Genomic DNA, 13,381 nt, shown 5'->3' on the forward strand with positions numbered 1-13,381 from the left:
GACCCTAACAGGGCGGCTGTCGGCGCCGGTTCGAGCGGACCGATGCGTGCGAAGGGGCCGGCACCGAGGTGCCGGCCCCTCGCGAACACGGGGAACGCCGGGCTTACGCGCCGCTCTCCCGCAGCATGTCCTCGCGCTCGACGATCTTCACGCGCTCGCGGCCCTGCGGCTCGCCCAGCGCCCGCTCGGCGGCGTCCAGCTTGTACCAGCCCTCCCAGGTGGTGAAGCGGACCTCACGCTCGGCGAGGAAGTCGTCGACGGCCTCCGGAGCGGGCGAGGCCGGGGTGTGCAGCCGGCCGTTCGCGTAGTCGTCCAGCAGGTTTCCGACGGTCTCGTTGGCGTCGCCCTTGGTGTGGCCGATCAGGCCGACGGGGCCGCGCCGGATCCAGCCGGTCACGTACGTCGACCGGAGGTGGTCGCCGCCCTCCTCGATGACCCGGCCGCCCTCGTCCGGCACCGTGCCGGACTCGATGTCCCACGGCAGCTTGGGCAGCTTGTCGGACAGGTAGCCGACGGCGCGGTAGATCGCGGTGACGTCCCAGTCCTTGAACTCGCCGGTGCCCTTGACGTTGCCGGTGCCGTCGAGGGCGGTGCGCTCGGTGCGCAGGCCGACCACCTCGCCGTCCTCGCCGAGGATCTCCGTGGGCGACTCGAAGAAGTGCAGGAACAGCTTGTGCGGCCGGTCGCCGACGTCCCGGATCGCCCAGTTCTCCAGGGTCTTGGCGACCATGTCGGCCTGCTTGTTGCCGCGCCGGGTCTCGATCGAGCCCTCGTCGTAGTCGATGTCCTCGGGGTCGACGATGACCTCGATGTTGGGGGAGTGGTCCAGCTCGCGCAGCTCCATGGGGCTGAACTTGGCCTGCGCCGGGCCACGGCGGCCGAAGACGTGGATCTCCACGGCCTTGTTCGCCTTCAGACCGTCGTGGACGTTCGCCGGTATCTCGGTCGGCAGCAGCTCGTCCGCCGTCTTGGCGAGGATCCGGGCCACGTCGAGCGCCACGTTGCCGACGCCGAGCACGGCGACCTTCTCCGCCTCCAGCGGCCAGGTACGCGGCACGTCCGGGTGGCCGTCGTACCAGGACACGAAGTCGGCGGCGCCGTACGAGCCGTCCAGCTCGATGCCCGGGATCGGCAGATCCCGGTCGGCCGTCGCGCCGGTGGAGAAGATCACCGCGTCGTAGAAGGAACGCAGGTCGTCCAGGCTGATGTCGTTCGGGTAGTCGACGTTGCCGAACAGGCGGATCTGGGGCTTGTCGAGCACCTGGTGCAGGGCGGTGATGATGCCCTTGATGCGCGGGTGGTCGGGGGCGACGCCGTACCGGATCAGGCCGAACGGGGCGGGCATCCGCTCGAAGAGGTCGATGGACACGCCGGGGTCGGCGGCCACCTCGGACTTGAGCAGGGCGTCGGCGGCGTAGATCCCGGCGGGGCCGGCTCCGACGATGGCTACCCGCAGGGGGCGCGGCATGATCAGTTCCCTTCGAGCGTGAACAGGCGACTCGACGGGAAGCCTAAACTAAGGCAGTCCTAAGTTAGTACGCGGGTCCGGTTTATAACCTCATAAGCCATACTTATGAGATACCCAGGTTTCGGTTATGGGGGTGTCCCGCCCGTCGCCGGTCCTTCGCCTCACCGCTCCCTTCCCTTCGGCTCGGGCATGGTTGACCCTGTCCTCGGCGTACCGATGCACGGTGGGTGGCGAGGGGAGTGGCGCGTGGGCGGACGCGAGGAGACGACCGTCGTGGTGACCGGCGGCAGCGGCTTCGTCGGCGGCCATCTCGTACGGCGGCTGCTGGAGCGAGGCTATCGGGTGCACACCACCGTGCGCAGCGCGGCGAACGCGGCGAAGGTGCGGCCGCTGTGGGAGATGCAGGAGGCGTTCCCGGGCCGACTGACGCTGTTCGAGGCCGACTTGCTGAAGAGCGGCTCGTTCGACGAGGCGGTCGGCGGCTGCTCGGTCGTCTTCCACGTGGCCTCGCCGTTCCTCATGCCGGAGCAGATCGTGGACGGCCGGCGGGACGTCGTGGACCCGGCGCTGCTCGGCACCCGCGGCGTGCTTGCGTGCATCGAGCGGAACCCGCAGGTCACAACCCTGGTGTTCACCTCCACCGTGGGCGCCGTCTTCGGCGACTACGCGGACGTCCTGGACATGGACGGCCAGGTGCTGTCCGAGCGGTACGTCAACACCACGAGCACGGTCGAGAACAACCCCTACCACTACGCCAAGACCGTCGCGGAACGTGCGGTCCGCGACGCGGCGCAGGCGCAGGACCGCTGGCGCATGGTGTCCATCAACCCCGGCCTGATCCTCGGTCCTTCCCTCACCCCGGCGTCCGAGTCCGGCAGCCTCTTCCTCCTCGACGAACTGTTCAAGGGCCGCTTCTGCTACGGCGCCCCCGACTTCAGCTTCACCACCGCGGACGTCCGCGACGTCGCCGACGCGCACATCGCGGCCGCCGAGAACCCAGATGCCAAGGGCCGGTACATCGTGGCGGCCGAGACGATGACGTCGTTCCACGAGATGGCACGCATCATCCGCACCCGCCACCCCTACGACCCGCGTCTGCCGCGCACCGCGCTCCCGCACTGGCCGGTACGCGTTCTGGGCCCCTCCTTCGGGCTCACCCAGGACTACATCCGAGGGCACCTCGGGATCCGTTTCCGCGTCGACAACAGCCGCAGCGTCCACGAACTGGGCCTCACCTACCGTCCGGTGCGGGAGACCCTGCTGGACCACTACGCGAGCTGGCGCGCACACCGGCGCCACCGGCGCTGAGACCGGGCACCGGCTCGGGCCTGGTCCGTCACGCGGGCCGTATCACCCGGTGGATCGCCGACTCCCCGGCGCCGTAGATCGACTCCTCGCGTATGTACGAGCCCGGGCCCGGCGCATGGATCATCATGCCGTCACCGATGTGCAGGCCCACGTGCCGGTCGTCGTCGAAGAAGAGGACCAGATCGCCGGGTTCGAGGCCGGCGAGGGTGACCGGGGTGCCCGCGAGCGCCTGCTGGTGCGCCGCGCGGGGCAGCGTGACCCCGGCCGCCCTCCAGGCCGCCTGCGTGAGGCTGGAGCAGTCGTAGGAGTCCGGCCCGGTCGCCCCCCACACGCACGGCTTGCCGGTCTGAGCCCGCGCGAAGTCGATGGCCTTCGCGACCCGTGTGGAGCGGGTGGACCGGGGAGCGGTGGGCGCGGGTGGGAAGGCGGCGGAGCCGGCCGGCGGGTCGGTGGTGACAGGGGGGAAGGAGCCGGTGTGGGTCACGGGGGCGATGGAGCCCGTGTCGGTCATCGGGGCAGCGGCGATGTAGGCGAAGGAGCCTGTGTCGGTGAGTGGGTCGGTGAGTGGGTTGTTGACGAGAGGGGCGATGGAGCCCGTGTCGGTCATCGGGGCAGCGGTGATGTAGGCGAAGGAGCCTGTGTCGGTGAGTGGGCCGGTGAGTGGGCCGGTGAGTGGGTTGGTGAGTGGGTTGGTGAGTGGGTTGGTGACGAGAGGGGCGAAGGAGCCCGTGTCCGTCATAGGAGCGGCCGTCGTGAGCGGGGTCGCCGGGCTCGGGGCCGTCGGCACACCTGGCGCCGTCCACTGCGGCTGTTGCCACTGGCCGCTGCTGAGCGGATCCGGTAGTCCCAGGTCCGGCTGCCGCGGATCCAGCTGTCCCGGCTGCTGAAGCCCCGGCTGCCCCCACTGCTCGGTGCTCGGGTGGACCGCATGTCCCGCGGCGGGCTGGGGAGTCTGCTCGGCGACGGTGCCCCAGGCGCCCTGTGCGGGGGCGGTCATGAGGGGGGTGGCGAGTGAGGCGGTGTGACGGGACAGCAGTTCCTGGGCGATGGCCAGCTTGCGCCGGTTCCTGGCCTTGGAGTCCGCGAGGGACGGGCGCCCGGACACGGCGGGGGACGCGGGCAGCGCCCTGGGCTGCCGCGGCACGGCACCCTGGGCGGCAGGCAGCGCCGCGACGGGGAGTACGGACGTCTCGGCCGGACCGAGGCCGGCCGGCCCGGGCAGGCCGAGTCCGAGGGCGTCGGCCGCACCGGGGACGGCGAATCCGGCTGTGCTCCGGGCACTTGGCGCGGCGGCGACCAGGCCGGTCGGGGCCGACAGCCCGAGGCCGAGGGATGCCGTGGTGTCAGGACCGTCGAGTCGGGGCGCGCTCCCGCCGGGCAGTTCCGGCATGCCCCCGATGGGCAACTCCGCGATGGCCCGCCCGCTGCGGCCGGGCAACTCCGGGAGCGGGGCGGCGAAGCCGGGCAGACCCGGGGCTCCCGCTTCCAGCGCGGCCCGAGGACGGCCGGTCAGGTCCGCGGCGGATCCACTCGTCAGCTCCGGCATCACGCGCCCGGCGGCCGGACGCGCCGACCCGGGGGCGAGCTCGGGCAGCCCCGGCTCCAGAGCCCCTCGGTCACCACCGGGCAGGGCACCGCCCGACCGGTCCCGAGGTCGGGCCGGGGCCGAGAAGCGGTCGGGCTGCCGGTCCTTGGGCAGTACGGCGGGGGCGCTGGGCCCCAGCTTGGCGCGCGCCGCGTCGAACCACGGCCGGGCCACCGCGTCGAGGGCCGGATCCGGGCGCCCGCCGCGTCTCTTGGCCAGCGGGACGCCTCTTCCTCGTGAGGCCAGGGACATGGCCCGCGTCGCGTTGTAGTTCCCCGTCTCGCTCTCGGCCCGGTCGTAGAGGGAGTCGATCCGCTGCCGAACCTCGTCGGGGTTCTCCGGCGCCATGGAAGACGTACTCCTTCCTTGCCCCGCGGGGCAGTCGGGCCGAATCCGGAGTCGGTCGAGCTCCGGCTCCGGACACCACGGCGGATGTGCTGGGCAGCCGGGCGGCCTGGCGGTCAACCTAACCAACTTGTGTCGCTCGTGTGAAGGTTGAAGCGTGGAATGTCCGATACGTATTTGTGATGTTCGCCGCGGTGTTCGAGGGGAAACGATAGATGCCCTTCCCTCGTGACCACAGTTTTCTGTGAGATGCCTGAGAATCTGTGATTCGGTTGAACACAGACGCGCCATCATGCGTATCGGGCGGGGGAACTCCATGCCCGAACTCCGCTCCACGCAGGGGGACGACCTTGATACGCAACCGGCGCAGACGCCCGACCGGCGCACGACGCGCGACCTTCGCCGCCGTCGCCCTGATGCTGGGCGGGGGCGGGCTCGTCGCCGCCAACGTCTACGCCTCGGCCAGCGAGGGAGGCTGGGGCGGGCAGTCCGGCCCCGAGGCGAGCGGACACCTCACGTCCACGGGCATGGCCACGATCGACTGCCCGGACGTCGGCAGCCGGCTGACGTCCGTGCCGGACCAGGCCCGCGCGGAGGTCGACCGCGAACTCGCCCAGCTGGACCAGCAGTCCGCCGGTGCCTACCAGCAGCTCCAGCAGTCGGCACAGGCCGTCCGGGAGAATCCGGGCGCCGCCGACGGCCCGATCATGAACCCGTTGAAGGAGCAGCGCGCGGCGACCATCGAGCGGATCGCCGTCGCCATCGACCGGGTGGGCGACCGGCCGGAAGGCCTGGAGTCCCTGGCCGCCTGCACCCTGCGCCCCGCACAGGAGGGCTCCGGCGGTGATCCGGGCAGCGGCGGCCAGGCCACCGCCGGCGCGAGCGAGAGCCCTCAACAAGGCGGCGGCCAGGGCCAGAACGGTGCCGGGCAGGCGGGCGCGGGCCAGGGCGGCAACGGGCCCGTCGTCTCGGACTACGCGGACATCACCTCCGTGCAGCCCAACGTGCCGAACCCGCCCCAGCAGGCCGACGCCTCGCGCGGCACCTTCACCTCCGACTGCGGCGTCAACGCGAACGGCCTGTTCAACTCCGACAACGTGATCGTCGCCCCCGGCGTCTCCAACGGCGCCCACCACTTCCACGACTACGTCGGCAACCAGTCCAACAACGCCTTCGCCAGCGACGAGGACCTGGCCGACGCCAAGACCAGCTGTGTGGACCAGGGTGACAAGTCGACGTACTACTGGCCGGTGCTGCGCCTGCAGAACGGCAAGCAGGAACGGGACGCCGGCTCTCCGGGCGGCGGCACCGAGGGCAACGCGGGCCAGATCGTCACGGCCAAGCAGGTGACGCTGACGTTCGTGGGCAGCCCGCGCGGCAAGGTCACCGCGATGCCGCGCCTGCTGCGCATCATCACCGGCGACGCCAAGGCGTTCGTCAACGGCCCCGGCAACGCCAACGCCTCCTGGAGCTGCACCGGGTTCGAGGACCGCCAGCTGAAGGACAAGTACCCGCTGTGCCCGTCCGGCAGCGACGTGGTGCGCACCTTCCGCTTCCAGAGCTGCTGGGACGGCCGCAACATCGACAGCGCCAACCACCGCACCCACGTGGCCTTCACCGCCCCCGACGGCTCCTGCCCCGCCGGCTTCCAGGCGATCCCGCAGCTGGTGCAGCGCATCGTCTACGACGTCGCCGCGCCGAGCATCCAGGACGGCGGGCGCACGGTGCCGCTGTTCGCGGTGGACTCCTTCCCGGAGCAGTTGCACAAGCCCGTCACCGACCACGGCGACTTCATCAACGTCTTCGACGAGGACCTGATGCGCGACATGGTCGACTGCATCAACTCCGGCCGGACCTGCGGACCCCGTGGCGGCGACGACTCCGGTGCCACCACCGCCCCGAGCACCGGCGGCGGCACCGGAGCGACGGCCGACCCGGGCACCGGCACGACCGCGGATCCCGGCGCGGGCGAAACGGCAGCTCCGGCACCCTCCACCGCCAACCCGGTGGAGCTGCCGAGGACCGACGCGACGACCTCGCCCGCGAACACCACCAAGCACAGCAAGCCCGCCCGGCAGAGCAGGACGACCGAGCCTGCCGGGCCCGCCCGGCACGGCAAGACGTCCGAGCCGGCCGAGCCCGCTCGGCACGGCAAGTCCACCGAGCCCGCCAAGTCCGGCCAGGCCGGAGCCTCGTCCCGTGCGGCGGACTCCAGCGGGGGTGAGGTCGGCAAGCCCACGCAGTCCGCACCGCCCCAGAGCGCCGGAGCGGGTCGGACCCCCGCCGCGCAGACCGAGCCCCAGGCGGTGCAGGGCGGGCTCGCCGAGACCGGGGCCCACCTGTGGCCCGCGGCCATCGGCACACTGCTCGCCCTGTCAGGCCTGATCATGCTGGTGCGGGCCAAGCGCCTGCGCTACTGACCGCTCGGCACGGACGCACGGACGGCGGCCCACCCTCCAGGGGTGCGGCCGCCGTCCGCTTCCACCTGCCATCGGTCGGACGGCGTCCGTCACACGACCCGCAGGCTCCGCTTGGCGAGTTCGTACGCGGGCAGCATCGCCTCGTGCTCCTCGGTGTCCAGCCCGCCGAGGTGCAGCACCACCGGACCGTCGGGCGTGATGACGGCGAGGGCGCTCTCCTTCTTCGTCTCCTTCAGAAGCTTGCTCGTGTACAGGTACTCGACCTCCGCACCGGCAAGCCCGCCGCCCGTCGTGAAGGAGCGGTACTTCTCCTTGCTCACGTTGTCCTCGGCGACGACGAACTGCCGCAGCACAGCGCGCGCGTCGGTGCCTTGCGGCTTGCCGGTCCACACGCGCAGGAAGCCGATGGAGCCGGCCGGCTTGGCGTCGATCTCGCAGGCCATGGTCACCGGGCCCTGACGGAGGAAGGCGTCGGCGAACGCTCCGGTCAGGTCGCCGTCCGACCCGTCCGACGCCTTGGACAGCTCCTTCTCGGCGTCGACCGCCTTGGCCTTCCAGCGCGGGGCGATGTCGAAGCTGACGGGCAGTTCGCAGGCCGTACCCGCGGCGCCGATCGTGCCCCCGCTCGTCGCCGCCGAACTCTTCGCCCCCGCGGCCCCGGCCGAAGGGCTCCCCGACGCCTTGGCCGCTTCGTCCGTCGACTGGGCGCAGCCGCCCAGCAGGGCCGCCAGCATTACCGCCTGGACCACTCTGCCCCGTACGGACCCCACTCTGACCTGCACAATCGTCTCCCCTCCGACACAGCGCGGTCACTGTAACCGAGGGCACCGACAGTGCGTACGCAATAAATAAGGGGCCGGCTGCCCGGCGGACCGGGGCCCGTGGCCACAACGCCGCGCAGGGCGCCGTTTGCGGGCGGCGGCACGGGCAGGGCAGGGTTCGGGACGTGCCTACCTTGCTGATCGTGCACCACACCCCCTCGCCCCACTGCCAGACACTGTTCGAGGCCGTCGTCGCCGGTGCGACCACACCGGAGATCGAAGGCGTCCGCGTCGTGCGCAGGGCCGCGCTGTCCGCCACCGCCTCCGACGTCCTCGAAGCCGACGGCTACCTCCTCGGCACCCCGGCGAACCTCGGCTACATGTCAGGCGCCCTCAAGCATTTCTTCGACCAGATCTACTACCCCTGCCTGGACGAGACGCGGGGCCGGCCGTTCGGCTACTACGTGCACGGCGGCAACGACGTCACGGGCGCCGTCCGTGCCGTCGAGGCCGTCACCACCGGTCTCGGCTGGCGCCGTACCGCCGAGGCGGTGACCGTCACCGGCGACCCGGGCAAGGGCGATGTCCAGGCGTGCTGGGAGCTGGGGGCGACGGTCGCGGCGGGGCTCATGGCCGACACGTGAGGGGCCTGACGGCGCCCGTCACCTTCACCTTGCGAGGGCCGCGCCGGCCGTGAGCCGCCGGCGGACGACGCGCCGCTCGGCCGACCAGGACGGTGTCGGGCAGCGGGGTCTGTAGGCCGTTCGGGTGTTCGGCGGGCGTGGGGATGGCGCACCCCCCGGGCAGGAGGAGCGGGCAAAGGCAGGGGGCATGGGCGGCGACCATGCGGGAGTCATATGCGGCCCGGGCCCGGGCACGCACGCGGACAGTGGGACCGGCGCACCTCCTCTACCTGGATGGATGAAGGTGCGGGTGTGCCGTCCCTGGCCGACGATGGAGCCAGACCGCGTCGCACGCGGGCGCGGTCGTACACCGCCGAACGTCGTCGAGCCGAGGGAGCGCCGGATGCGAGCGGACGGCCACGCACCCGGACGGCCCGCGCAGGACGAGCAGAACGCCGGAGAGCCGCTGCGCCGGTGCGCACGGGATGTGGTGGAGGTGGCCGAGGACATCCGCGAGGTGTCCGCGCGCACCAGCGCCGCGCTGTTCGCGCCGTCCCTGACCGCCTCCGCGCGCCGCCGCCCCCGTACCGGTCTCGCCGCGCGGTGGGCACTGCTGCGGGCCCTGACGGACAAGCGGGGCCTCGGCGGCCCGGCGATCACGGCTCCGAACGGCATGGGGCATGTGCTCGGCACGGCCGGGGAGATGCTGGGCCGGGCGAGCCTGGCCGCGCTGGTGGCCGTCACCTCGCTGCGGCTCAGGATCGCCGCCGTGCTGGTCGACCACCCCGAGTTCGAACGCGACCCGGGCATGCGCCGGCTGACGGCCGCCGTCACCGCCGACCGCGATCTGGACGCCGTACGGGCCCTGCGCACCCTGTTCAAGGACCAGGGCGCCCGGCGCGCACTGTCCGGGCTCGTGCCCCTGATTCCCGAACTCCTCGCCATCCGCGCCCTGTTGGACGAGTACCCGCCGAACGAAGAGACCGGGCGGGCGCCGGCCACGGCCCGTGAGCCGTCCGCCTACCCGGTGCACGGCATCCGCGCCTCCCGCCTCGCGGCCATGGACGAGGGCGAGGGCGTCGCCGAGTCCGTCGACCTCGCCGAGCAGGAGAAGCAGACCATCGCCCTCGAGGGCTCCTTCCTCGGCTTCCTGCGCAACATCGAGACGCTGTCCGCCGACGGGCGGATCCTCGTGCAGAACGTGCGCGGCCCCGACGGCGTCGTCCGATACGTCGTCCAGGCTCCCGGCACGGCACCCGGCCGCCCCCGCAACGACTCCGCGCAGGACATCGCCGGCGCCTGGCGCAACCTCTTCATGGCCGACTCGCCCCACACCCGCTCGATCCGGCTCGCCCTCGCGGACCACGGCATCCCGCGCGGCGCCGACCTCGCGCTGATCGGGCACGGCGAGGGCGGCATCGCACTGATGAACCTCGCCCAGGACGAGGAGTTCTGCCGCGCCCACCGGATCACGCACGTGATCGCCGTCGGCTCCCCGGCCGGCGACGAGAAGCCCGCCGACCCCCGGACCTGGATCGCCCGCATCACCAACCAGCACGACATCCTGCCCGTCCTCGACGGCAGGAACACGGGCTCCGCCTTCGACCCGCACCCCAACCGGTACGAGGTGGAGTACACCGGACCCAGCCACGAGTTCCCGCTGTGCCACATGCTCCGCGCATACATCGAGCACCTGCGGAGCGTCATACCCGAGGCCCGTGAGGACGTCGACGAGGCGCTCGCCCTGTACCGCGGCCCGGTCGTGCGCACCCAGGCCTACCGGCTCAAGGACCGCGCCCACCCGCCCGAGGGCCACCCCTTCCTCACCCTGCCCACCACCTCCGTGCCCACCACGACGGGCCCGGTCGAGGTGCCGGTGCGCTACTACGACTCCTCCGCCGCCCACCTGTGCTTCGCCGTCGACGCCGACACGGCGCGCGGCCTGCTCCCGGACGTCACCTGGATGGTGCCGAGCAGGCTCGGCCGCCGGGCACTGGCGGTGCTCTCCCTGTACGAACACCGCTGCTCCACGATCGGCCCCTACGCCGAGCTCGCGCTGTCGGTGCTGGTGGACGACCTGTGGCGGCCGCGCCCGTACGACTTCGCCGCCGATCTGCTGCGCCGCGTCGACCTGCGCCGCACCGGCCGCTACGTCCTCTCCCTCGCCGTGGGCAGCGAAGAGGCCCGCGTGGTCGCCCGGGAGATCTGGGGCCAGCCCGCGGTCCGCTCCTTTGTCCAGGCCGACCTGATGGGCCGTGACATCGGCTTCACGGCACCGGAACTGGGCTTCGCCGTCGAGGGCCGCCTCGGTCCCGGCATCCGCTGCCCCGAGGCGGACTGGGTGCTGTACGGGCGGCGCGGCAAGAGCACCGTACGCACACTGGTCCGGACCCACGGCAGGCTGCGGCTGCACACCGGAAGCGGGGTACGGCTGCGCCTGCACACCCCCGCCGCCGAACCCATGGCGGGACAGCTGCGCCGCCTCGGCATCGAGGCCGCCCGGCCGCTGTTCGCGCTGTCCTGCCCGCAGTTCATGCTCCACCGCAGCGCCGGTGCCGCCCTGCCGCGCTGAACCCCCTTACGCGTTCCGGCAACTGGGAGCAGCCTTGGTGACCGAGTCCACCCGCACGATGCCGCCGGTCGGCGAACTCCTCGACCAGGCAGCCAGGTTGCGTGCCGACGCCGATCTGATGGACGACTGTGCCCGTCGGCTGCTCGCCACCGCGTCGGCGCTGACCGGCTGCGCGGCGGCACCCGAGCCGAGCCGCCCCGCCCTGCGGCAGCAGGCGGCCGCGTGCGGCACGGCGGCACAGCAACTACGCACCGCCGCAGAGGCCTTGATCGCCCACGCGCGCGCCTAGAGACGGGGCCCGCTCGGCGGGCGCCGGCGCGGCCGCACCGAGCAGCAGCCAGCCGGCTCGTGCACATCGGCCGCGCGCTGCCACTGGCCGATTCGTCCCGCCCGCTGGAGGGCCTGGAGACCGCCCTGGCCGGGGCTGGTCCCATGCGGTACGGGCGCTCGGCCCGGCCGCGCCCGAGGGGAAGCCGGACGACGAGGGGCTCGTCCGCCTCGCGGACGGTTGATGGTCCGTCAGTGGCGTTCGCACATCCGGGTGGTAGCGGCCACGGTCCTGGGCCGAACGAGTTGCCGAGGCCGCGACGGGGTGCGCCGGGCCCCGATAATCAGCGCTCATGCACCTCGTGAAAGCGCGCGGCCCGGCTCGCACGCCCGTGGCCGCCACCGGACCGGGACGGGTCACAACCGCGGGCATCGGCCGGGACGCGGCGTGGGCGGGCCTGTGTGCCGGGCAGTCCACCGCGACCGCCGAGCGGGGCGGCGACGCGCTGCCCGTGGCCTTCTCGTGCCGGGCGCCCGGCCTCGGTGCGGCCGACCTGGTCGGGCACCGGCTCGGCCGCCGCCACGGCCGCTTCACCTCCCGCGCCCTGCCGACGCTGCCGGACGGCGCGCCGACCGGCTCCTGGCAGGGCGCGCCCATCGCGTTCTGCCGGGCCGGACCGGTGCGGATCTGCCGCGTGCGCCACGTCACCCGGTCCGTCAACTCGATCTGCCGTGCCGCCGGTTCCCGGCCCTTCCGCGGCCGGGACCACTTCGGCGACGTATGGGGCCGACCCCGGTGTCCCTCGGCGAGTCCTGGCACGACCTTCACCGCGTCGGTCCGACCGGCGCACGGCACGATGTGCGCCGGCCGGACCGGCGCCGGATCACCGCACGCCGAGGGGAAGCGCCCGAGGGCGTGCGACACGAGGACGGAGGACCACAGGAATGAATGTCCGCCAGCATATGCATGTCACCGGCCAGGTGCAGGGCGTGTTCTACCGCGACACCTGCCGTCGGCTCGCCGAGGAACGGGGAGTGGCGGGGTGGGTGCGCAATCTGCGCAACGGCGACGTGGAGGCCGTGTTCGAGGGACATCCGGACGGCGTCGTCGCCATGGCGCGCTGGGCGGCGGAGGGTCCGCCGGCGGCGCGGGTGACGCACTGTACCGGCGTCGCCGAGGAACCCGAGGGCCTGTCCGGCTTCCGTGTCCTGCCCGACGCCATGCCCGGGGACGATCCCGGCGCCGGGTAGGCCGACGGGCCGCTGACCTCAGCGCACCCGCTCGGCGGCCGCGCGCGTCAGATGACGGCGGGGAGCGGCCGCGTCGCTCCGCGAGGAGTCGACGAGCGGCCGTACGAACAGGCTGACCGTGGCCTGTTCCGTGAAGCCGTTGCGGCGCATCAGCTCGGCGGAGGCGGTGTTGCGCCGCTCCACGTCCGTGACCACGCACACCGCCCCGGCCGCGGCGAGCCGCACACAGCACTCCTTCACCAGCCGCGTGGCCACTCCGCGCCCCTGGTAGGCGGGGTCGACCGCGATCCACTCCAGATAGCCCCAGTCGGCACGCTGCTCGAACGAGACGGACCCGAGGACGAAACCGGCGACCCGGTCGCCGTCCAGCGCCACCAGACAGGCGGAGTCCGGTGCGTCCAGGTGCCCGGCGACGGCCGACAGCGACCAGCCGGTGTACGGCATCGCCTCGGTGTCGTAGACCCGGTGACCGAGGTCGAGGACGGCGGCGAGGTGCTCGAAGCCGAGCTGGCGCAACGGGAGGGCGGGGGTCGGCGGGGCGTCGGTCACGGGCACTCCCTTCGGGGCAGCATTTCGCAGCATATGTCCGATCGAAGGGGGCGGCGCGGCCGGGAGCGAGACCGGGACCGGGCTGGGCGGCCGGGTGAGGCCAGGTGCTCGCGGGTGTACTTCACGTCCGCGGCCGGTGCCGGTGTGGTCGGGGCCCCGCGGTCAGGGAGCCCGTCGTCCGCCCTCGGCAGCCGGTGCGACCTCGCCGGGACCGGCCGTCGGCGATGGCGCG

Annotated in this window: 10 protein-coding genes; 6 read left to right on the top strand and 4 right to left on the bottom strand. The window is 72.8% G+C overall.

Annotation, left to right across the window (positions count from 1 at the left end; genetic code table 11):
* Positions 1 to 103: 103 nt before the first annotated feature.
* Positions 104 to 1,468: an FAD-dependent oxidoreductase gene (locus tag AVL59_RS18130; RefSeq protein WP_067305467.1), complete on the bottom strand. Its 1,365-nt coding sequence runs from the start codon at positions 1,466 to 1,468 to the stop codon at positions 104 to 106.
* A 216-nt stretch (positions 1,469 to 1,684) separates the two neighbouring features.
* Between AVL59_RS18130 and AVL59_RS18135 the strand changes: the two genes are divergently transcribed.
* On the top strand, positions 1,685 to 2,776 hold the full coding sequence (locus tag AVL59_RS18135) for an NAD-dependent epimerase/dehydratase family protein (protein WP_067305470.1): 1,092 nt from the start codon (positions 1,685 to 1,687) through the stop codon (positions 2,774 to 2,776).
* A 28-nt stretch (positions 2,777 to 2,804) separates the two neighbouring features.
* Here AVL59_RS18135 and AVL59_RS56415 read toward each other — a convergent pair whose 3' ends face one another.
* Complete coding sequence (locus tag AVL59_RS56415) at positions 2,805 to 4,709, bottom strand: C40 family peptidase (RefSeq protein ID WP_372450365.1); 1,905 nt, start codon at positions 4,707 to 4,709, stop codon at positions 2,805 to 2,807.
* Between the two features lie 413 nt (positions 4,710 to 5,122).
* On the opposite strand from AVL59_RS56415, the gene AVL59_RS18145 reads away from it, so the two are divergent.
* Positions 5,123 to 7,126, top strand: a complete 2,004-nt coding sequence (locus AVL59_RS18145) for a DUF1996 domain-containing protein (RefSeq protein WP_067317418.1) — start codon at positions 5,123 to 5,125, stop codon at positions 7,124 to 7,126.
* Positions 7,127 to 7,215: 89 nt separating this feature from the next.
* On the opposite strand, the gene AVL59_RS18150 is transcribed toward AVL59_RS18145, so the two are convergent.
* A complete protein-coding gene (locus AVL59_RS18150; protein ID WP_067305473.1) occupies positions 7,216 to 7,908 on the bottom strand; it encodes a lipoprotein in 693 nt (230 codons plus the stop codon).
* 164 nt (positions 7,909 to 8,072) lie between these two features.
* On the opposite strand from AVL59_RS18150, the gene AVL59_RS18155 reads away from it, so the two are divergent.
* From AVL59_RS18155 to AVL59_RS18170, 4 genes are all read left to right on the top strand, one after another.
* Entirely contained in the window at positions 8,073 to 8,531 is a 459-nt protein-coding gene (locus tag AVL59_RS18155; RefSeq protein WP_067305476.1) for a flavodoxin family protein, read from the top strand.
* 382 nt (positions 8,532 to 8,913) lie between these two features.
* Positions 8,914 to 11,082 carry an acetoacetate decarboxylase family protein gene (locus tag AVL59_RS18160; RefSeq protein WP_067305478.1) on the top strand — a complete coding sequence of 723 codons (2,169 nt, stop codon included), beginning with the start codon at positions 8,914 to 8,916 and terminating at the stop codon, positions 11,080 to 11,082.
* 37 nt (positions 11,083 to 11,119) lie between these two features.
* The gene (locus AVL59_RS18165; protein WP_159399944.1) at positions 11,120 to 11,371 is read left to right on the top strand and encodes a hypothetical protein; all 252 of its coding nucleotides are present in this window, start codon (positions 11,120 to 11,122) and stop codon (positions 11,369 to 11,371) included.
* Positions 11,372 to 12,294: 923 nt separating this feature from the next.
* The gene (locus tag AVL59_RS18170) at positions 12,295 to 12,600 is read left to right on the top strand and encodes an acylphosphatase (RefSeq protein WP_079146763.1); all 306 of its coding nucleotides are present in this window, start codon (positions 12,295 to 12,297) and stop codon (positions 12,598 to 12,600) included.
* Between the two features lie 18 nt (positions 12,601 to 12,618).
* Here AVL59_RS18170 and AVL59_RS18175 read toward each other — a convergent pair whose 3' ends face one another.
* Positions 12,619 to 13,149, bottom strand: a complete 531-nt coding sequence (locus AVL59_RS18175; RefSeq protein ID WP_079146764.1) for a GNAT family N-acetyltransferase — start codon at positions 13,147 to 13,149, stop codon at positions 12,619 to 12,621.
* Between the last annotated feature and the right edge of the window lie 232 nt (positions 13,150 to 13,381).

This window comes from Streptomyces griseochromogenes, from assembly GCF_001542625.1.
Lineage (GTDB): Bacteria > Actinomycetota > Actinomycetes > Streptomycetales > Streptomycetaceae > Streptomyces > Streptomyces griseochromogenes.

What these genes read in the sequence shown, in the direction of transcription:
- AVL59_RS18135 (WP_067305470.1), top strand. Translation starts at nt 1,685, where the DNA reads ATGCACGGTGGGTGGCGAGGGGAGTGGCGCGTGGGCGGACGCGAGGAG.
- AVL59_RS56415 (WP_372450365.1), bottom strand. Translation starts at nt 4,709, where the DNA reads ATGGCGCCGGAGAACCCCGACGAGGTTCGGCAGCGGATCGACTCCCTC.
- AVL59_RS18160 (WP_067305478.1), top strand. Translation starts at nt 8,914, where the DNA reads ATGCGAGCGGACGGCCACGCACCCGGACGGCCCGCGCAGGACGAGCAG.
- AVL59_RS18170 (WP_079146763.1), top strand. Translation starts at nt 12,295, where the DNA reads ATGAATGTCCGCCAGCATATGCATGTCACCGGCCAGGTGCAGGGCGTG.
- AVL59_RS18145 (WP_067317418.1), top strand. Translation starts at nt 5,123, where the DNA reads ATGCTGGGCGGGGGCGGGCTCGTCGCCGCCAACGTCTACGCCTCGGCC.
- AVL59_RS18130 (WP_067305467.1), bottom strand. Translation starts at nt 1,468, where the DNA reads ATGCCGCGCCCCCTGCGGGTAGCCATCGTCGGAGCCGGCCCCGCCGGG.